Annotated in this window: 19 protein-coding genes; 4 read left to right on the top strand and 15 right to left on the bottom strand. The window is 68.3% G+C overall.

The features are described 5' to 3' along the window. Position 1: 1 nt before the first annotated feature. From AB4089_RS05355 to dacB, 13 genes are all read right to left on the bottom strand, one after another. Positions 2-922: a Rossmann-like and DUF2520 domain-containing protein gene (locus AB4089_RS05355; RefSeq protein ID WP_441408247.1), complete on the bottom strand. Its 921-nt coding sequence runs from the start codon at positions 920-922 to the stop codon at positions 2-4. Beyond that, positions 915-2,546 (bottom strand): PH domain-containing protein, encoded by a 1,632-nt coding sequence (locus AB4089_RS05360; RefSeq protein ID WP_441408248.1) that lies wholly within the window; start codon positions 2,544-2,546, stop codon positions 915-917. The genes AB4089_RS05355 and AB4089_RS05360 overlap by 8 nt, the downstream gene beginning before the upstream one ends. A gap of 18 nt (positions 2,547-2,564) precedes the next feature. Further along, positions 2,565-3,077, bottom strand: a complete 513-nt coding sequence (locus tag AB4089_RS05365) for a PH domain-containing protein (protein ID WP_441408249.1) — start codon at positions 3,075-3,077, stop codon at positions 2,565-2,567. Next, positions 3,058-3,582: a DUF3180 domain-containing protein gene (locus AB4089_RS05370; protein WP_441408250.1), complete on the bottom strand. Its 525-nt coding sequence runs from the start codon at positions 3,580-3,582 to the stop codon at positions 3,058-3,060. Before AB4089_RS05370 ends, AB4089_RS05365 begins: the two co-directional genes overlap by 20 nt. After that, a complete protein-coding gene (folK, locus tag AB4089_RS05375) occupies positions 3,579-4,145 on the bottom strand; it encodes a 2-amino-4-hydroxy-6-hydroxymethyldihydropteridine diphosphokinase (protein WP_441408251.1) in 567 nt (188 codons plus the stop codon). The genes AB4089_RS05370 and folK overlap by 4 nt, the downstream gene beginning before the upstream one ends. Continuing rightward, the gene (folB, locus tag AB4089_RS05380; protein ID WP_441408252.1) at positions 4,142-4,501 is read right to left on the bottom strand and encodes a dihydroneopterin aldolase; all 360 of its coding nucleotides are present in this window, start codon (positions 4,499-4,501) and stop codon (positions 4,142-4,144) included. Before folB ends, folK begins: the two co-directional genes overlap by 4 nt. Positions 4,502-4,514: 13 nt before the next feature. After that, on the bottom strand, positions 4,515-5,459 hold the full coding sequence (gene folP / locus AB4089_RS05385; protein ID WP_441408253.1) for a dihydropteroate synthase: 945 nt from the start codon (positions 5,457-5,459) through the stop codon (positions 4,515-4,517). A gap of 11 nt (positions 5,460-5,470) precedes the next feature. After that, complete coding sequence (gene folE / locus AB4089_RS05390; RefSeq protein ID WP_441408254.1) at positions 5,471-6,115, bottom strand: GTP cyclohydrolase I FolE; 645 nt, start codon at positions 6,113-6,115, stop codon at positions 5,471-5,473. A 9-nt stretch (positions 6,116-6,124) separates the two neighbouring features. Then, a complete protein-coding gene (gene ftsH / locus AB4089_RS05395) occupies positions 6,125-8,191 on the bottom strand; it encodes an ATP-dependent zinc metalloprotease FtsH (protein ID WP_441408255.1) in 2,067 nt (688 codons plus the stop codon). Between the two features lie 199 nt (positions 8,192-8,390). Then, positions 8,391-8,942, bottom strand: coding sequence for a hypoxanthine phosphoribosyltransferase (hpt, locus tag AB4089_RS05400; RefSeq protein ID WP_091255514.1), 552 nt, complete (start codon positions 8,940-8,942; stop codon positions 8,391-8,393). A gap of 30 nt (positions 8,943-8,972) precedes the next feature. Further along, complete coding sequence (tilS, locus tag AB4089_RS05405; protein ID WP_441408372.1) at positions 8,973-10,010, bottom strand: tRNA lysidine(34) synthetase TilS; 1,038 nt, start codon at positions 10,008-10,010, stop codon at positions 8,973-8,975. A gap of 98 nt (positions 10,011-10,108) precedes the next feature. Further along, positions 10,109-11,260, bottom strand: coding sequence for a zinc-dependent metalloprotease (locus AB4089_RS05410; RefSeq protein ID WP_441408256.1), 1,152 nt, complete (start codon positions 11,258-11,260; stop codon positions 10,109-10,111). Positions 11,261-11,356: 96 nt separating this feature from the next. Further along, on the bottom strand, positions 11,357-12,886 hold the full coding sequence (gene dacB, locus AB4089_RS05415) for a D-alanyl-D-alanine carboxypeptidase/D-alanyl-D-alanine endopeptidase (RefSeq protein ID WP_441408257.1): 1,530 nt from the start codon (positions 12,884-12,886) through the stop codon (positions 11,357-11,359). Positions 12,887-13,037: 151 nt separating this feature from the next. Between dacB and AB4089_RS05420 the strand changes: the two genes are divergently transcribed. The 3 genes from AB4089_RS05420 to AB4089_RS05430 all read left to right on the top strand — a co-directional run bounded on the left by AB4089_RS05420 (position 13,038) and on the right by AB4089_RS05430 (position 15,080). Then, complete coding sequence (locus AB4089_RS05420) at positions 13,038-13,529, top strand: inorganic diphosphatase (RefSeq protein ID WP_441408258.1); 492 nt, start codon at positions 13,038-13,040, stop codon at positions 13,527-13,529. Positions 13,530-13,629: 100 nt separating this feature from the next. Further along, positions 13,630-14,388 (top strand): DUF429 domain-containing protein, encoded by a 759-nt coding sequence (locus tag AB4089_RS05425; RefSeq protein ID WP_441408373.1) that lies wholly within the window; start codon positions 13,630-13,632, stop codon positions 14,386-14,388. A gap of 92 nt (positions 14,389-14,480) precedes the next feature. Further along, complete coding sequence (locus tag AB4089_RS05430) at positions 14,481-15,080, top strand: hypothetical protein (RefSeq protein WP_441408259.1); 600 nt, start codon at positions 14,481-14,483, stop codon at positions 15,078-15,080. A 43-nt stretch (positions 15,081-15,123) separates the two neighbouring features. On the opposite strand, the gene AB4089_RS05435 is transcribed toward AB4089_RS05430, so the two are convergent. After that, positions 15,124-16,044, bottom strand: a complete 921-nt coding sequence (locus AB4089_RS05435; protein ID WP_441408260.1) for an HAD family hydrolase — start codon at positions 16,042-16,044, stop codon at positions 15,124-15,126. 162 nt (positions 16,045-16,206) lie between these two features. Then, positions 16,207-17,487 carry a serine--tRNA ligase gene (gene serS / locus AB4089_RS05440; RefSeq protein WP_441408261.1) on the bottom strand — a complete coding sequence of 427 codons (1,281 nt, stop codon included), beginning with the start codon at positions 17,485-17,487 and terminating at the stop codon, positions 16,207-16,209. Positions 17,488-17,565: 78 nt separating this feature from the next. Between serS and AB4089_RS05445 the strand changes: the two genes are divergently transcribed. Beyond that, entirely contained in the window at positions 17,566-18,630 is a 1,065-nt protein-coding gene (locus AB4089_RS05445) for a diacylglycerol/lipid kinase family protein (RefSeq protein WP_441408262.1), read from the top strand. The last annotated feature ends 6 nt before the right edge of the window (positions 18,631-18,636 follow it).

An 18,636-nucleotide genomic window follows, 5' to 3' on the forward strand; every position in this document is an offset into this window, starting at 1 on the left:
GTCAGGGTCCTTCCGGGGCGTGCGTCCCGTTCTGGCCGGGCCCGCCGAGCGCCTGTTCGATGCCGTCGAGTTGTTCCTGTTTCAGGAGCCCGCGGCTTCCTGCCCGGCGGGCCGTAGCCCGGGCCATGGCCAGGTACGCCTCAAGAATATCGCCGGCCGCGCCGCCGTCGTACTCGCGCAGGGCGCCGGCGTGCGCGGCAACGGTGCCGGCGTCGCCGCGGGCTACGGGGCCGGTCAGGGCCGACTCGCCGGACGCGAGGGCGTTCTCGAGCGTGGCTCGCAGGAGCGGGCCCAGCATCCGGTCCGGGGCCTCGACGCCAACGTCGCGGAGCAGCTGCGAGGCCTGCGCCACGAGCGTGACCATGTGGTTTGAACCGTGCGCGAGGGCGGCGTGGTACAGGACGCGGTCGGCCTCTGCGATCGCTACGGGCTCCGCGCCCATTTCGACGACGAGCGCCTGCGCGATCGGCAGCATCGCGGCGTCGGCCGTAACGCCAAAAGTGCAGTCCAGGAGCCTCGTGAGGTCCAGGCTCATGCCCGTGAACGTCATGGCCGGGTGCAGCGCGAGCGGCACGGCGCCGGCGGCACGGACGGGGTGCAGGATCCCGACGCCGAAGCGTCCGGAGGTGTGCGCCACCAGCTGGCCGGGCTGCCAGGCGCCGAGCTTGGCCAAGCCGTCCACGAGGGGGCCGAGGGCATCGTCCGGGACGGCCAGCAGGACGAGCTCGGCGCGCTCCACGATGTCCTGCACGTCCAGGATGGGAACACCCGGCAGGAGCGTTTCGGCGCGTTCGCGGCTGGCGTCGGACACGGCGGACGCGCCTATGACGGCGTGCTCGGCTCCGCGCAGCGCCGCCCCGAGGACGGCACCGACCTTCCCTGCGCCAATGATTCCGACGCCGAGGCGTCCTGGTTTAGCCATGATGCGGGCCTTCCTGGGGGTGGTCTGTGGGTGGCGGTGCCGGTTGGGCTGCCGGCTCCATCCAGTGCTCGCTCCGCTGGAGCATGCGCGCGGCACGGGCCCGGGCGGACTGGGCATCCAGCAGAGCCCGGGCCTCGTCGAGGCCGGCCTGGATGAGCCGCGGGACCACCGGACCTGCCGTGGTGTGCAGGACCAGGTCCGCCACCCGGAACCTCCGGGCGAGCGGCCCTTGCTGGAGCGCCATGGACTGGGTGCGCTGGTGCGGTACCACCACGAAGTTCCGCCACCACCGGCCCGATCTCAGGAGCAGGGCGGTGTCCGTTGCGGTGAAGCCGTTGCGCCGCCAGCCCAGCGGCGCCAGGTATCGGGCGCGGCGCGGCGTGGTGACGAACCCGCCGTCGGTCTGCTGCGGGGTTCCTGTTCCCGGGGCGCCGGCTTCCGGGACGCCGGCTTCCGGGGTTCCGGTTTCCGGGGTTCCGGCGGCAGCGGCAATGCCGGTGATTCCCGCCGTGAATACCCCCACCGGATCCCGGGTACCGGGATCCGGGAGCACCAGGGCCAGGATGTTCAGGACGTCGGTGAGGGAGCCCACCGGAAGCAGCGTGGTCCGGGCCGATCCTTCGCCGCTGTTCACGGCCAGTCCGTAGCCGGCCACGTTGACCTGGACCCGGTACCAGCCAAGCGTCCGCCACAGCGGCGGCTGGCTGACCTTAAGCGCCTGGATCCTGCCCGGCGGCACGGTCTGCGCCTGCGTGTCCAACAGGCCGTAGCGCAGCCTGATGCCGTCAGGCGATACGGCGGCCGTGAAGTTGTAGCCCTTGTTGAACGAGGACCAGTAGGAGGCGACGAGTCCGATCAGGGCGGGGATCAGGAAGACCGTGAAGTTCTTGTGTTCGGTGAAGGTCGAGAGCAGCACGGAAGCAATGCCGCCGGCTACGATCGCGACGCTTTGTTCGCTCAGCAGCAACGAGCCCACCAGCCGGGGCGGCGGCACGGTCAGCACTGCTTGTTCCGGGGCCTCGACGGCCGATGCCTCCGGCTGCCCCGGCTCCGGCGCAAAGCCGGCAGCGCGGGCCAGGATTGTCGCCCGGAGCTGCCGGGCCTCGTCCGCGCGCAGGTAGGAGAGGCGCACCGCGGATTCACCGGCGTCGGCGACTTCGAACCTCAGCTCCGCCAGCCCGAAGATCCGCGCCAGGAAGGGCTGCACGACGTCGATTGCCTGCACCCGGTCCAGCCGGGCCTGCCGCTGCTGCCTGAACAGGAATCCGGTGTTGACGCGCACGTAGCCGCCCGCCACCTGGTAGCGGGTGAAGTACCAGCTCAGGACGTAGCCGAGAACGGTCAGGAGCAGCAGGATGCCGCCGCCGAGCAGCAGCCATGGCGCCCGTCCGGTGAACCGCTCGTCAAAGACCGGGCCGCCCTGGAGGAGCCGTTCGAAGCTGTCGCGGCCAAAAAAGAACAACAGCGCGGCCAGCGCCACCCAGCCCCGGACAAAGGGCGATGCCGGGTGCACGCGCAACCAGCCGGCGTCGCCGGTTCCTTCGCTACCGGCCCCGCCGGCTCCCCCCGCCCCGCCGGCACCGGCGCCAGCGGCGCTTCCGGGACCCTGCGGTGTCAGCGCCATCCCGTCATGGCCTTCCCCTCACAGCCCGGCCAGCCGGGCTTCGCCGCGGGCAGACAGCTGTTCGCGGAGCCGGGCTCCTTCGCTGGCGGGCAATCCGGGGATCTCGGCGTTGGTTCCGGCGGATGCCGTGTGAAGCTTCAGGGTGCACAGGCCCAGCGGACGCTCGACCGGTCCCACGGCGATGTCCACATACTGCATCCGCCCGTAGGGCACCACGAGGGTGCGCTGGAAGAAGATGCCGCGCCGGATCAGGAGGTCGTCCACCCGCTCGGCGTAGCCGATCGAGCGGACCTGCCGCGGAATCAGCACCAGCCGCCACAGCGCCAGGACCAGCCAGACGGCGGGGATGGCGGCGGCCAGCCAGAGCGGAGGCCAGGTCCAGACCCCGGCCAGCACCAGGATCAGGGGAATTGAGAACACGGCAACGGCGACCAGGTTTCCCAGCCCCCAACCCACGAGGCGCACGGTGACGTACTTCGGTGACACCCTGAGCCAGTCGATGCCCGGAGGATCAATCGCTTCGGTAGGCATATTCGCCTTCCGCCGAGGGCTTGTTGCGCTTTCCCTGCGCGCCGTGACCGGAATCGGCGTCGCCGTCCTCCGGTGGAATCCGGCAGAACCGCTCGACGACGAGGCCCACGATCACCATGATCAGCCCGCCGCCGGCCATGGCGAGGGCCTGCCAGGTAAGATCCTGGTTGCTGCGCAGGTTCCACAGCCTCAGCTGTTCCACGAAGATTCCCGCGTGCCAACCCAGCAGGACCGTGCCCGTGTAGGCGCAGGCCTGGGCGAGGACCAGGGTCCACGCAGCCAGGATCGGGTTGAGGATTTTCTTCTTCTTGCCATTGCGCCACCGGAGCACCCGGATCCCCAGCACCAGGGTCAGCACCACGATCACGCCCATGGTCACCAGCCCGGTCAGGGGCAGCACGGGGGTGGCCAGCGAATAGCGGCCAGTCAGGACGGTGGTGAGCCAGCCGGCTATCGCCACAACCACACCAATGGCCAGCAGGAGCAGGGGGCTGGTCAGTTTCACGGCCGCTCCACTGCGCCGGAGGCTCCGGTGCTCCCGGGGGATGTGGCCTCCGCTGCACGGTTCTGGAAGCCGTCAAACGTCGCAATGTCGGCGAAATCGGCGGCATTGACCGCAAGTTCGCCGACGCGTTCGCCGTTGAGCTCCGCCGCGGGATCGATCAGCGACCACGGATAGAGCACGAAAGCCCGTTCGGCGGCCCGGGGGTGGGGCAGGGTGAGCTCGGGGTCGGAGCTGACCACGTCCCCGTAGGTGATGATGTCCACGTCCAGGGTCCGCGGGCCCCACCGGACTTCGCGCACGCGCAGATGCTTCTGTTCCACGGCGTGGCAGTGCTGCAGCAGTTCGCGCGGCGGCAGGGTCGTCTCGACGGCGATGACCATGTTCAGGAAGTCAGGCTGGCCCGGAGGGCCGCCAACAGCCTTCGTCTGGACGATCGGGGAGATGGCCAGCAGGCGCACTTCCGGCGGGTCGACGAGGTCCGCGACGGCGGCGGACAGGGTGTCGCTGCGCTCCCCCAGGTTGCTGCCGAGCGCGATCACGGCGCGGGTGTAGGGCGGGATCACGGCCGCCTCCGGTGCACGCTGACGGAAACGTCACCGAAGTCCACCTCGATGGGGGCCTTGGGCTTGTGCACGGTGATGTCCACGGCGGCCACGGGGAATTTCTGCAGCACGTCCTCGGCAATCCGCACCGCGAGGGCCTCGATCAGGTTCAGCGGTTCGCCTGTGATCCAGTCCTTGATGCAGTCGGCCACTTCGCCGTAATGCGCGGTGTCCAGTACGTCGTCGGAAGCGGCGGCCTTGCTGAAGTCCAGGTGCAGCACGGCGTCAACCACAAACGGCTGGCCGTCGCGACGCTCGAAGTCGAACACCCCGTGATAGCCGACGGCGGTGACGCCGCTCAGCGTGATCTGGTCCATGGTGCCGGCCGGATCAGTTGGTGCCGGCGCCGGCGGAGCCGGCCGCTGCCGCCGCCGGAACCATGCGTGCGGCGACCTTGACGGCGTCCAGGCTGGGGCCGACGTCGTGCACGCGCACGGCCCAGGCGCCGCGGAAGGCGCTGATAGCGGTCACGGCGGCTGTGGCGGCGTCGCGTTCAACCGGCTGCGCGGCCTTGCCGGCCACTGTCAGGAGGCTGCCGAGGAACCGTTTGCGGGAGCCGGCGACCAGGACCCTGTGGCCCATGGCCTGCAGGACATCCAGATGCTGCAGCAGCTCCCAGTTCTGGGCGTCGTTCTTCGCGAAGCCCAGGCCCGGGTCCACAATGATCTGCTCAGGCGCGACGCCGGCGGCGTAGAGCTTGTCGCGGACACCGGTGAGTTCCGTGACGACTTCCCGCGCGACGTCACGGTAGTCGGTCAGCGAGTTCATGGTGCTGGCATCGCCGCGGCGGTGCGTCAGGATGTAGGGGGCCTTGGTGCGGGCGGCCAGTTCGGCCATTTCCGGTTCCATGGTCAGGCCCGAAACGTCGTTGATGATCGCGGCGCCGGCTTTCAGGGCCGCGGCGGCGGTGGCGGCGTGGGTAGTGTCGATGCTGACCAGGGCGCCGGCCTTGACCAGGGCTTCGATGACCGGCAGGACCCGGCGCTGTTCCTCCTCGACGCCCACTGCCGTAGCGCCGGGGCGGGTGGATTCACCGCCGACGTCGATGATGTCCGCTCCGGCGTAGAACATCCGGAGCCCCGCCGCGATCGCAGTGTCCGGCGTCGGGTGGTCTCCGCCGTCGCTGAAGGAATCGGGGGTGACGTTGAGGATTCCCATTACGAGTGTCCGGTCCGTGGGCAGGTCCTGGAACTTCGCCGCCGGGCGCGGTTTGCGCAGGATGGGCAGGGGCGAGGTTGCGGGGCCGGTCCCCGGGGCTGCGGCTAGGGAGTCCATAGTCTGTGTTCTTACCTTCCGAGTATGAGGCTCATGGCTTCGGCGCGGGTGGCCGGGTCGTGCAGTTGCCCGCGCACTGCGCTGGTGACGGTCTTGGCGCCGGGCTTGCGGATGCCCCGCATGGACATGCACAGGTGCTCGCATTCGACGACGACGATCGCGCCGCGCGGTTTGAGGTGGCTGACGAGGGCCTCGACGATCTGGGTGGTCAGGCGTTCCTGGACCTGCGGGCGCTTGGCGAACATATCCACCAGCCGGGCCAGTTTGCTCAGGCCGGTGACCTTGCCGTCGTGGGACGGGATGTAGCCAACATGCGCCACCCCGTGGAACGGCACCAGGTGGTGCTCGCAGGTGGAGTAGAACGGGATGTCCTTGACCAGCACGAGTTCCTCGTGGTCAAGGTCGAACGTGGTGGCCAGGATCTCGGCGGGGTCGTGGTGCAGGCCGGCAAACATTTCCGCATAGGCCTTGGCCACCCGCTTCGGAGTGTCCAGGAGCCCGCCGCGATCCGGGTCCTCGCCGATTGCGAGCAGGATTTCCCGCACGGCGGCTTCGATCCTGGGGCGATCCACCTTGGTCTTGGAATGCTGGGATTCCCCGTCCCCCGCCGAGGCGGCAGCGGGGGCGGTTACGTCATCGTCGAAGTTAGAAGTCACAGAAGAAGCCTAGCGGGGATGACCATCAGTCCCGATATCTGTTGCACCGCCCTGGAAGGACTCCTGCCCGCCAACACCCTGCGCATGCGGCGGCTGGGCATCCAGGGGCTCTTCGAGCCGGGCATGGGTGGCTTCCTCCTGCGCTTCACGTTCCGCCTTTTCGCGGCGTGACTCCACCGGGCCTGCGTCCTGGACCGGGCGGGTTTCCTTGGAAAGCCAGACGTCGCGGAAGTCGCGTTTGCGGATGTTGGTGAAGACCTGGGCGATTTCGGCCTGGTTCAGGGTCTCGCGCTCCAACAGTTCCAGGGCCAGCTCGTCCAGGACGTCGCGGTTCTCGGTCAGGATGGCGTAGGCCTCGTCATGCGCGCCGTCGATCAGGCGGCGGACTTCCTCGTCGACGATGTACGCGATCTGGTCCGAGTAGTTGCGCTCGTGGCCGGCGTCGCGGCCCAGGAACGGCTCGCCGCCGCCCTGGCCGAGCCGCACCGAGCCGACCCTTTCACTCATGCCGAACTCGGTGACCATCTTCCGGGCGATCCCGGTGGCCTTCTCGATGTCGTTGGACGCACCCGTGGACGGGTCGTGGAAGACGAGTTCCTCGGCGACGCGCCCGCCCATGGCGTAGGCCATCTGGTCGAGCAGCTCGTTGCGGGTGACGGAGTATTTGTCGTTTTCCGGGACCACCATGGTGTAGCCCAGGGCACGGCCGCGGGGCAGGATGGTGATCTTGGTGACCGGGGCGGAGTTCCGCAGGGCCGCGGCGACGAGCGCGTGGCCGCCCTCGTGGTACGCGGTGACCTTGCGTTCGTGTTCCTTCATGACCCTGCTGCGCTTCTGCGGGCCGGCCATGACGCGGTCGATCGCCTCGTCGAGGGCACGGTCATCGATCAGGTTCGCGTTGGAGCGGGCGGTCAGCAGCGCCGCCTCGTTCAGGACGTTGGCCAGGTCAGCGCCGGTGTAGCCGGGGGTCTTCTTGGCAACGGCCTTGAGGTCGACGCCGGCAGCCATCGGCTTGCCCTTGGCGTGCACCTGCAGGATCTGGTCGCGGCCGATCAGGTCGGGGGCCTCGACCGAGATCTGCCGGTCGAAGCGGCCCGGACGCAGCAGTGCGGGGTCCAGGACGTCGGGGCGGTTGGTGGCGGCAATCAGGATGACGTTGGTCTTGACGTCGAAGCCGTCCATTTCAACCAGCAGCTGGTTCAGGGTCTGCTCGCGCTCGTCGTTGCCGCCGCCGATTCCGGCGCCGCGGTGCCGGCCGACGGCGTCGATCTCATCGACGAAGATGATGGCCGGCGCGTTGGACTTCGCCTGCTCGAAGAGGTCGCGGACGCGGGAGGCGCCCACACCGACGAACATTTCCACGAAGTCGGAACCGGAGATGGAGAAGAAGGGTACGCCGGCCTCGCCGGCGACCGCGCGGGCCAGCAGGGTCTTGCCGGTGCCCGGAGGGCCGTAGAGCAGCACGCCCTTGGGGATCTTGGCGCCGACTGCCTGGAACTTGGCCGGTTCCTGCAGGAACTCCTTGATCTCCTCGAGTTCCTCGACGGCCTCATCGGAGCCGGCGACATCGCTGAAGGTCACCTGGGGCATGTCCTTGTTGACGAGCTTCGCCTTGGACTTGCCGAACTGCATGACCTTGGACCCGCCGCCCTGCATCCGTGAGAGCAGGAACCAGAACAGGACACCGAGCAGCAGCACCGGCACCAGCAGGGAGAACAGCCCGGAGAACCAGTTGTTTTCGATCGGCTGGTCGGTGAAGCCGCCGGACGGTTTGGCGTCCGTGACTGCCTTGACAACATCCTGGGCGCGGGCGTTGACGAAGTAGAACTGGACGTTCTTGCCCTTGTCCTGCCCGTCGACCTGCAGGTTGTCCTTCAGGACCAGGTCCACACGGTTCTCGGCGTCGAAGATCTTGGCCTGATCAACCTTGCCGCTAGTGCTCAGCAGTTCAAGGCCCTTGTCAGTGTCGATCCGGCTCGCGCCGCCGGGCGCCAGAGTGGCGAATGCCAGCAGGAGCATGGCCACCACGACGACAATCCAGATGCCGGGGCCCTTGAAGAAACTCTTAGCTTTCATCTGTTCGGGGGCTGGCCCCGTCCCTCCTGGTAGTGCTGCACGGCGACCGTTCTGCGCGCGTGTGGTGCTGCGTCAGGTTCTAGCTATACACCGTCGCACTAACTCACGCACGGTGAAGGGCAAAAGTTCCCTGTGGGCGTAGCTGAGCCGGGCGTTGCCCCGCCCGGGTTCCGGGCGCGGGTGCCTCTGCGTGAGCGGTCTACTCGTAGACGTGCGGGGCCAGGGTGCCGACGAAGTCCAGGTTGCGGTACTTCTCGGCATAGTCCAGGCCGTAGCCTACGACGAACTCGTTGGGAATGTCGTAGCCGACGTACTTGACGTCGATTTTGACCTTGGCGGCCGTCGGCTTGCGGAAAGCGGTGCAGATTTCCACTGAGGCGGTGCCGCGGGATTCCAGGTTCGTCTTGAGCCAGGAGAGCGTGAGGCCCGAGTCGATGATGTCCTCGACGATCAGGACGTCCTTGCCCATGAGGTCGGTGTCGAGGTCCTTGAGGATGCGGACCACGCCGGAGGACTGGGTGCCGGAGCCGTACGAGGAGACGGCCATCCAGTCCATGGAAACGTGGCTGTGCAGTGCACGGGCCAGGTCTGCCATGACCATGACGGCGCCCTTGAGGACGCCGACGATCAGGAGGTCGCGTCCCTCGTAGTCCTTGTCGATCTGCGCCGCGAGTTCGGTGATCCGTTGCTGGATCTGTTCCTTGGTGTAGAGAACGTGTTTGAGGTCTGCCTGGACGTCGTTTGAATCCACCAATGGCTCCTGTGTAGATGCGGGGTGCGACTAATTTCGGGGCGGCCGTTGAGGCCGGAATACAAGCTTCCCACAGCGGGCGGCTTCGCGGGGAACACCGGCGGAGGCGGACAGCCCCGCAGCGAGGAGCTCCGCGAGCGAGAGCCGGTAGACGCTGACGCCTCCGGGAAGCTCCACCGGGCCCGCCGATCCCTGCCGGCGCAGCAGCGCTTCGGCGGCGAGCAGACGCTGGTAGCTGGGCTGTTGACCTCCGACGGCGGCGGCGGCCTTGGCGATCACCCGGAACCTCACGGCCGGGGCAAGGTCCCGCAGCGCGGCCTCCGGAAGGCTGATCTCCTCACCGGCCTGCTCCCGCAGCCGGCCGAAGGTGTCGTTCGCCACGTCCTCGAGGTAGTCGGCGTCGAACTGCAGGATCGCGGCCGTGCGGGCCAGGGATTCGGCGACGCCGGGGCCGAGTTTGTCCTCCAGCAGGGGCAACACTTCAACCCTTGTCCGGGAGCGCGCGAACGCGGGATCGGTATTGGACGGGTCGTGCCAGGGTTCCAGGCCCTCGACGCGGCAGATCTCCAGGGTGTCCGCCCGCCGCAGGCCCAGGAACGGGCGCAGCAGCCGCCCCCGGGAGGGCCTCATTCCGGCCAGGGAGCGGGTGCCCGAGCCGCGCGCCAGGCCCAGGAGCACCTGCTCGGCCTGGTCATCGAGCGTGTGGCCGAGCAGGATCGCGGCGGCACCCGTCTCGTCGGCCGCTGCCTCCAGGGCCGCGTGGCGGGCGTCCCGGGCGGCCGCCTCGGGGCCGATGCCGGTGGAGGCGACGTCGACCGTCCTGATCTGCACGGGCGAGAGTCCGAGGTCCTCGAGGGCCCGGGCGGTGAGTGCGGCGACCCCGGCAGAGCCGGGCTGCAGCTGGTGGTCCACGACGACGGCGCCAACGGACACGGGGTGGCCGTCCACATGGGCGCGGCGGGCGAAATAGGCGGCGACGGCGGCGAGGGCCAGGGAGTCCGGGCCGCCGCTGCAGGCGACCAGGACGCGTTCCGGGTAGCCGGCCGCAGCAAGGGTGTCCTGCAGCATTTTCCGGGCCGTGCCGACCACCGGCGCGAGGCGGCCGGGCCGGCGTCGTCCGCTGGAAACGGAGGTCGAACCAACACCGTTGCTGACAGTCATGGCGGCTAGAGGCCCATCCGGTCGAGCCAGAGCTTCGAGTCGTGGATCTCGGCTTCGCTGGGGAGGTGGCCGGCCTGCTCCCAGACTTTGTTGAATCCTGCCATGCCGGCGGCGTCCACCACTTCGCGGACGAACTTGGCGCCGTCACTGTACTGGCGCATCTTGGCGTCGAGTCCGAGCAGGTTGCGGATGAATTTCTCGATCATGCCGCGGTCCTGGCCGCGGGCGTTGAACCGCTGCCGGATGGTCTTCACGGAGGGGACGATGCTGGCGTCCACGGCGTCCATGACCACGTTGGCGTGGCCCTCGAGCAGGCTCATGAGGGCGGTGAGGCGGGACAGGGCCGCCTTTTCCTCCGGGTTCTGGAGCAGGTCCAGGATGGCGCCCCGTCCCGGCGCGGCGCCGGGCGCCGCCCGGTCCTTCAGCGACTTCGCGGCCGCGGAGGCCCGTTCCATCAGCGAATCGACGTTGCCCAGCAGCATGCCGCTGAGGTTTTCGATCTCCTGGAGCATGTGGTGCCGCAGCCACGGGGCGGCGGCGAACTGGACCCGGTGGGTTTGTTCGTGGAGGCAGACCCAGAGCCGGAAGTCCTCGGGAGCGACCTTCAGTTCCCGTTCCACGGCGATGATGTTCGGCGCGACGAGCAGAAGGCGCCCGGATGCGGGGGCCGTGGAGTTTTCGGCCAGCGCCGAGAAGGGGTCGTACTGGCCCAGGACTTTGCTGGAAAGGAAGGCCAGGATGGCGCCGAGCTGGCTGCCGGTGATGGCCGCGCTGACGCTGGTGGCTCCGGGGCTCAGGGCTGCGCGGCCCTCCAGCAGCTTTTCCATGGCGGGCTTGAGCATCACGGCGAAGCTCTGGGTGTTGGCCTTGGCCCATGAGGCCCGGTCCACCACGAGGACCTCGGAATCACGCAGGTCCCGGGCGGCGTCGAGCCCGGTGATGTCGTGGACGTGCGGCACCGAAAGGTCTGCCATGAGCCGCAGGTTTTCGACCGCGGCGCCGATCTCGGCGGCGCCCAGGACGGGGCCCGCGGGCGTCAGGCGCGCCGCCGTGGACGCGGCGAGCTCCCAATTGATAAGACCTTGGGCCTGGACCGGGGTCTCACCCGAGGTTTTTCGTGATGGCTCGCTTGTTGTCTCGCGCGCAGAGGACTCCATGGGATCCATCAGATCACAGGGGCCGGACAATGCGCCTTAATTTTCGCTGACCGGCGAACCGGGTGGTCCCCGTTCGTTTAGATCCGGCGGGGTCCGTCAGCGGCAGCCGCAGCCGGCGAGGACGGCGGCGGAGCGGTCCAAGGCGGCCTTGTTCGCGGCGCCGGGAGTCAGGCCGTTCCCCACGAAGGAAAAGACCAGCAGTCGGCCGTCGGCGTCGACGACGTAACCGCTGAGCGCAATGACAGTGTTCAGCGTGCCCGTCTTGGCGCGGACCAGACCGGCGCCCGCGGCTGCGGCTCCCTCCACATACCGGCCCCCCAGGGTTCCGGTGAGCCCGGCGACCGGGAATCCCGAAAGGGCGGCGCGCAACCGGGTGTCCGTCCCCGAGGTCATGGCCCGGACCACGTCCGTGAGCTGCCGGGCCGAGACCCGGTTGGCCAGGGTCAGGCCGGAGACGTCCGCGGCACGGAGGGCATCAGTGGGCACGCCCATGCCCCGGACCTGCTGCAGCACGGCGGTAATGGCGTCCTCGCCGCTGCCGGCCCGGCCGTCGCCGAGGGCGGTCATCCGTCCCAATACCTCGGCCAGGTAGTTGTCCGAAGTCTGCAGTATGAGGTCCACCTGCTGGCCCAGCGTGGCGGACTGGACCTCGGCCAGGACCTTGGCGGGGGCGCTGTCTTTCCCGTGTTCACTGGCTTTCCCGGGTTCCCTGTCATGCGCGTCTCCGGGCTGGACCCGGGCGACCCCGGGGGTCACGGAGAGCCCAGCGGCCGCCGCTGCCGAGGTAAGCCGGGCGGCGAACGCCTCGGCGGCGGTCATGGCGGCGTCCTGCGGGCGGGGTCCGGTGGTTTTGGCGGGATCGAACCTGGCCGAGTTCAGTGCCAGCGGAAACAGCGGGGCCGTCTCCCCGGCGGCGACGTCCTCGGGGCTCCACGCCTTGCTGAGCGAGGGGCCACTGAAGAGGGAGTCATCGAGCAGGACGCTTACGGCGCCGCTCGCGCCGTCGGCCTTGAGGGTACGGACCGTGGCCTCGGCGAGCGTGGCGAGCCCGGCGCGGCCCAGGACGGCCCCGGGGGCGGATTCGCCGGCGCCCAGAAGGACATCGCCCCCGCCGGTCAGGACCACCGAGCCCGGCGTAGGCCCTGCCACCACCCGGGTGCTGAAGCGGCGGTCCGGGCCCAAGACACGCAGTGCGGCGCCGGCTGTGAGGAGCTTCATGTTCGACGCCGGAACGCGGGCCTCGTCGGCCCCGCGTTCAAAGAGCACCTGTCCCGTGGCGGCGTCCTGGACGATCCCGGTGAAGGTGCCGGCGCCGTCGGGCTTAAGGGTCTCGTTGAGCTGTGCCGCGAGGGCTGCGCCGGCGGGGATTGGCGCGGCGTCGCTGAGTGGCCGGATTCCGTCCGCATCGCTGCCGGGGCCGCTCAGCGTCGCGGGAATCTGCTGCCAGGCAGGCGTTGATGCAGAAGCGCTCCGGGGCTGGTCCGGGCCGAGGAAAGCCGGGGCGATGGCGATCCCGGCCGGCAGTGCCACCGCCACCACCAGGACGGTCTGGAGCAGCGGTGCGAGGATCCCGCGAAGCCTGCCGGGCCCCGGTGCGGTGCCGGCGCGGCTGGTTATCGGTTTCATGCTGCTGCTGGTCCTTAGTCCTGAAATGTCCTCACTAGTTCCTGAAACCAGCGCCTCTCGCTATATCCTCAATAGTAGTCGGCGGCACCGACACTGCTTTTTGCCTTCGTCACGCGTGCCGCGCACCCCTGAATTCGTCAAGGAGCATTCCATGAAGCATGACGTGACCATCGAGATCCCCAAGGGATCGCGCGTCAAGTACGAAGTCGACCACGAGACCGGCCGCGTCCGCCTGGACCGCGTCCTGTTCACGTCGATGCAGTACCCCACTCACTACGGTTTCTTCGAGAACACCTTGGGTGAAGACGGAGATCCGCTGGACGCGCTGGTGCTCCTGCAGGACTTCGACCTGTACCCGGGCGTCATCGTCGAGTCCCGCCCGATCGGCGTTTTCAACATGACCGACGACGGCGGCGGCGACGCCAAGGTCCTCTGCGTCCCGACCGACGCCCGGTTCGACCACATCAAAGAGATCAGCGATGTCAGCGAATTCCTGATCAAGGAAATCGAGCACTTCTTTACCCGTTACAAGGACCTGGAGCCGGGCAAGTGGGTCAAGGCAGAGGGCTGGGGCGACCGCGCCGCCGCCGAGGCCGAGCTCGAAGCGTCCATCAAGCGCTACGTGCCGGCGGCCGGTCACTGACCGTTTCTGCACTCCAACGCGGGGTCACGTACCGCCCATCCGGGTCACCGGAATGGGCGGTACGTGACCCCGCGTTTTTTAAGTGCTGGCGGGCGCAGCGGTGAGGACCCTCGGCGTCGACCTCGCTGCGGCCGCGAAGAAGACGGCTGCTGCCCTCATCGAATGGGACGACGGCGGCGCGGCCCGCCTGGCGCATCTGTCCCTGGACGTGGACGACGAGGAGATCATCAGCCTCTTCGGCGCCAGCGACATGACGGGTATCGACTGCCCCCTCGGCTGGCCTGACGCCTTCCTGCCTTTCATTGCAGGGCATTTGGCTTTCGACGCCGGGCCGGTCCTCAGCCACGACGGGATCGAGGGCCGCCGGCTGCTCGCCTACCGTGACACCGACCGGTTCGTCACGGGCAAGACCGGGCTGATTCCGCTCAGCGTCTCCGCGGACCGGCTGGCCCACCCGGCCATGAGGTGCGCCGTCATCCAGGCCAAGATCGCCCGGGACGCGGGGCCGCAGGCCAGGGACGGCTCCGGCCGGCTCGCGGAGGTCTATCCGGCGGCATCCCTGAAGATCTGGGGGATCCACGCCCGCGGCTACAAGGGACGCGGGGCCCCGGAAGCCGAAAGGCTGTCCTCGGCCGTGGCGGATCTGACCCTCAAGGCCCCGTGGCTGGACCTCTCGGAGTACCGGGGCGATCTTGCGGCGTCCGATGACATGTTCGATGCCGTCATTGCCTCCTTGACAGCGCGGGCAGTCGCTCTCGGCAGGACGCTCCGCCCCGATGCCGGGCACGCCGCGGCCGCCCTGAGCGAGGGCTGGATCCATCTGCCCTCCGGCCAGCTTTCCGACCTGGCAGCCGGATAGTCGCCCGGTAACCGTCACTGTTACGGTCCCGGCCCTGCGGGTCACGCCGGGCACTTGCCCGGCAAGTGCCACCGGGTAGTGTGTCATCCAGAATGTTCACGCTGACCATCAATCAAACCGACAGCCGGCGCGACGGCGACCGTGTGCCGCAGCTCCTCAAGGACCTGCGGCACATTCCGGCGCGCCTCGATTTCGACCGTTCCGTGGAGGACGAGGTCCAGGGCATCCTGGACTGTCCGGACCAGGCGGTGGAGGCGGCCATGATCGCCCTGCGCAGCGGCAGCTGGTACGTGGGCATTGGGGTTGGGCCGGTCAATGAACCCCTGCCGAACCAGATCAAGGACGCCTCGGGCCACGGGCTGATCTACGCCCGGCGCGCCGTGGATCGCCTCCGCAACGGCAAGGACCGGGTCCGCGTGGCCGTAGAGGGCCCGCTGGCCGATCTCGCGGCCGAGGCCGAGGCCGTCCTGCGCCTCCTGGGCCACATTGTGCACGACCGGAGCCAGGCGGAATGGCGGGTGCTGGACCTGCTCACCCCGGGCGTGCGTGGTCAGCAGAAAGCGGTAGCCGAGGAGCTCGGGATCACAACCCAGGCCGTGAGCAAAGCCGTGGCCAGGTCCCAGTGGAACGAAGAGTACGCGGCCCGTCCCGCTGCGGCCCGTCTCCTGGGCCTCATCCTCGACGTCCGCTAGCCGGACGGCCCCTCACCGGAACCGCCCGTCCGCCCTCCGGCGGCTAGAGGAGGCTGCGAAGCACGTGCGCGGCGCCGTCGTCGTAGACCGACTTCGTCACCTCATCCGCGGCGGCAATCACTTCCACCGGGGCCTGCCCCATGGCCACGCCGCGGCGTGCCCAGGTGAGCATCTCGATGTCGTTGCGGCCGTCGCCGACGGCGACCGTGCGTTGGGTGTCAATGCTCAGCCGGTCGCGGAGGTGCTCCAGTGCACTGGCCTTTGTGACGCCGGCCGCGGCAATGTCCAGCCACGCCGTCCAGCCCACCGAATACGTCACGCCGGCGAGACCGATGTGGCGGATGGCGGCGTTGAACTCTTCGGGCGTGTTTTCCGAGCTGAAGACCACCACGCGCACAGCGGTTGCCTCCAGCATGGTCTGGAAGTCGACGCCCACCGCCTCGACACCGAAGCTGGCGTCCTGGAAGCGCTCCGTGGACAGGAAATTACCTTCTTCGTCCTCGAGGGCGTACTTTGCGGTGGGCAGCCGCTTGCGCAGGGCCCGAAGCACAGGGCCCGGGTCAAACGTTGCCTTGTGGAGGACTTCGTAGCCGTCCGGCAGGCCCGAGTCGATGCGCAGGATCACGCCGCCGTTGGAGCACACTGCGTAACCGGTGTCGATCCCGATGTGCTCGATGACGGGCAATGTGGCGTTGAGGGAGCGGCCGGTGGCGATCATGACGTGGTGGCCTGCGGCCACCACGGCCTGGGCGGCCTCGCGGACAGGAACCGACATGTGCCCGTCGTGGTCCACAAGGGTGCCATCGACGTCGAGAGCGATCAGCAGCTTGCCGCCGGCGCCGTTCAGGGCACTTTGGTCCCGGACGTTCCTGGTCTGGTCTGCCGTGTTCTGGTCGGTCATGTTCTGGTGTGTGGTGCGCCGGTCATCGTTGCCGGCGACTGAGGATTCAGTCATGGTTGTCATCTCACAAGTAGAGCAGACACCCCCGACGGCCGCTAGGACACACGCCACAGCACGGCGTTAACTTGTGGTAAACACCCACAGCCTGTCCACAGTGTGAATATTTACCCGGCGGCCACCGGAGGCCTGGCTGGCGGTTCCTGGCTGGTGGTTAAAGGACGGTGGTTATAGGACGGGGAACACCGTCATGCCGCCGAGGTACTTCTGCAGCGCTGCGGGGACGTTGACGGACCCATCGGGGTTCTGGTGGTGCTCCAGGATGGCAACGATCCAGCGGGTGGTTGCCAGGGTGCCGTTGAGCGTGGCCACGGCCCGGGTGCCCTTGGGCGCACCGTCCTCGTTGAAAACCCGTTCACGGATGTTCAGGCGGCGCGCCTGGAACGTGGTGCAGTTGGACGTGGAGGTCAGCTCCCGGTAGGCGCCCTGGGTGGGGACCCACGCCTCGCAGTCGAACTTCCGGGCCGCTGAATTGCCCAGGTCCCCGGCCGCGGTGTCAATCACGCGGTACGGGAGTTCGCACTTGGCCAGCATCTCCTCTTCCCACGCCAGGAGCCGGGCGTGCTCGCCGACCGCCTCCTCAACAGTGGTGTAGATGAACATCTCCACCTTGTTGAACTGGTGGACCCGGATGATGCCGCGGGTGTCCTTGCCGTGCGAACCGGCCTCGCGGCGGTAGCAGGAGCTCTGGCCCGCGTAGCGGACCGGACCGCCCGAAAGGTCCAGGATCTCGTCGGCGTGGTATCCGGCAAGGGCTACTTCAGAGGTGCCCACAAGGTAAAGGTCGTCTTCGGCGAGACGGTAGATCTCGGCGTCGTGCTTGACGTCAAAGCCGGTGCCCTGCATGGTTTCCGGACGCACCAGGGTGGGCGTGATCATGGGGACGAAGCCGGCGTCGATCGCCTGTTCCATCGCCATCTGAAGCAGCGCCATCTCAAGCCGGGCGCCGACTCCGCGCAGGAAGTAGAAGCGTGAGCCGGACACCTTGGCCCCGCGTTCCATGTCGATGGCCCCGATCAGCTCACCGATTTCCAGGTGGTCCTTGGGCTCGAAGTCGGGGAACTCGCGCGGCGTGCCCACCGTCTTGACCACGATGTAGTCGTCCTCGCCGCCGGCCGGGACACCGTCCTCGATCAGGTTGGGGATGCTTCGGAGCAGTTCCTCGTGGGCGCTCTGGGCAACATCCGCCTCGGCAGATGCGGCCTTGACCGAGGCGGCCAGGACCTTCACGTCCGCGAGGAGGGCCTGCTTTTCCTCGCCCTTGGCCTGCGCGACCTTCTTGCCGAAGACGTTCTGTTCGGCCCGGAGGTTCTCGAACCGGATCAGCGCCGCGCGCCTGGCCGAGTCCGCAGCGATGATCGCGTCCACCGCGGATTCGTCGGCGCCACGGGCGCGCTGGCTGGCACGGAACTTGTCCGGATTTTCGCTGAGGTCTTTTACGTCGATCACCAGACAAGAGTATCCAATCCGGTCGCCGTTCCCGGGCAACCCGTTGCGGGGGCGCTGGCGGGATACTGTTGGATCACAATGCGCGACTGGCTGCTGTACCTCGTCATCGCTGGGGTCCTGGCGTTTGCCGTCTCCAGTTGGTGGGGAGTGCGTCGGCTGAAGGCCAAGCACACCCGCAGGGCCGTGTGGGAGGAAACCCACAGCCCGGGCCTGGGCCATCAGAGAGTTGCCGTGGTCCTGAATCCCATCAAGGCCCGGTCCGCCGAGGCGCGGGGCCTGATTGAAGCGGCGTGCGCCGAGGCAGGCTGGCAGCCGCCCCGCATCTTTGAAACCACCGCCGAGGACCCCGGCTTTTCCCAGGCGCGGGCGGCGGTGGCCTACGGAGCCGACGTCGTCCTGGCCTGCGGCGGCGACGGTACCGTGCGCGTGGTGGCCGAGATCCTCGCCGGGACGGACATCGCGATGGGCCTGATTCCGCTGGGCACGGGCAACCTCCTGGCCCGCAATGTGCATCTGGAGGTGGGGGACCTCCCAGGCAATGTGCAGGCCGCCTTGTTCGGACACCAGCGGTTTATCGACACGGCGCGGCTCACTCTGGACAATTCACGCACCGGAGAGTCAGCGCAATACACCTTCCTGGTGATCGCGGGCATCGGCATGGACGCCGAAGTGGTCAATGATACGAACGACGATTTGAAGAAGGCGGTGGGCTGGCTCGCGTACACGGAGGCCGGCGCCCGGCACCTGGTGGGGCGGCGCAAAAAGGTTTCCATAGCCCTGGATGACCAGCCCGAACAGTTCCGGAGTATCCGCAGCGTCCTCTTCGCGAATTGCGGCCTGATCCCCGGGGGCATCGATTTCATCCCCCAGGCGATGATCGATGACGGGATGCTGGACATCGTGGTGATGAGCCCGCGCAGTGCAATCGGCTGGCTGGCCATGTACACAAAGATTGTTCTGAAGCACAAGAAGGAACTGCCGGTCATGACGTACTACCGGTCGGGCAAGATCACCATCCGGAGCTCCGAACCCCTGCCCACCCAGGTCGACGGCGACCCTTCCGGCGAGGCCACGAAGGTCACCGTCCAGGTGGCCCCGGGATCCCTGCTGGTCCGGGTCAAGGACGGCACCGAAGTCGGCTAGGCCGAC

This window comes from Arthrobacter sp. 2MCAF15, from assembly GCF_052115605.1.
Lineage (GTDB): Bacteria > Actinomycetota > Actinomycetes > Actinomycetales > Micrococcaceae > Arthrobacter.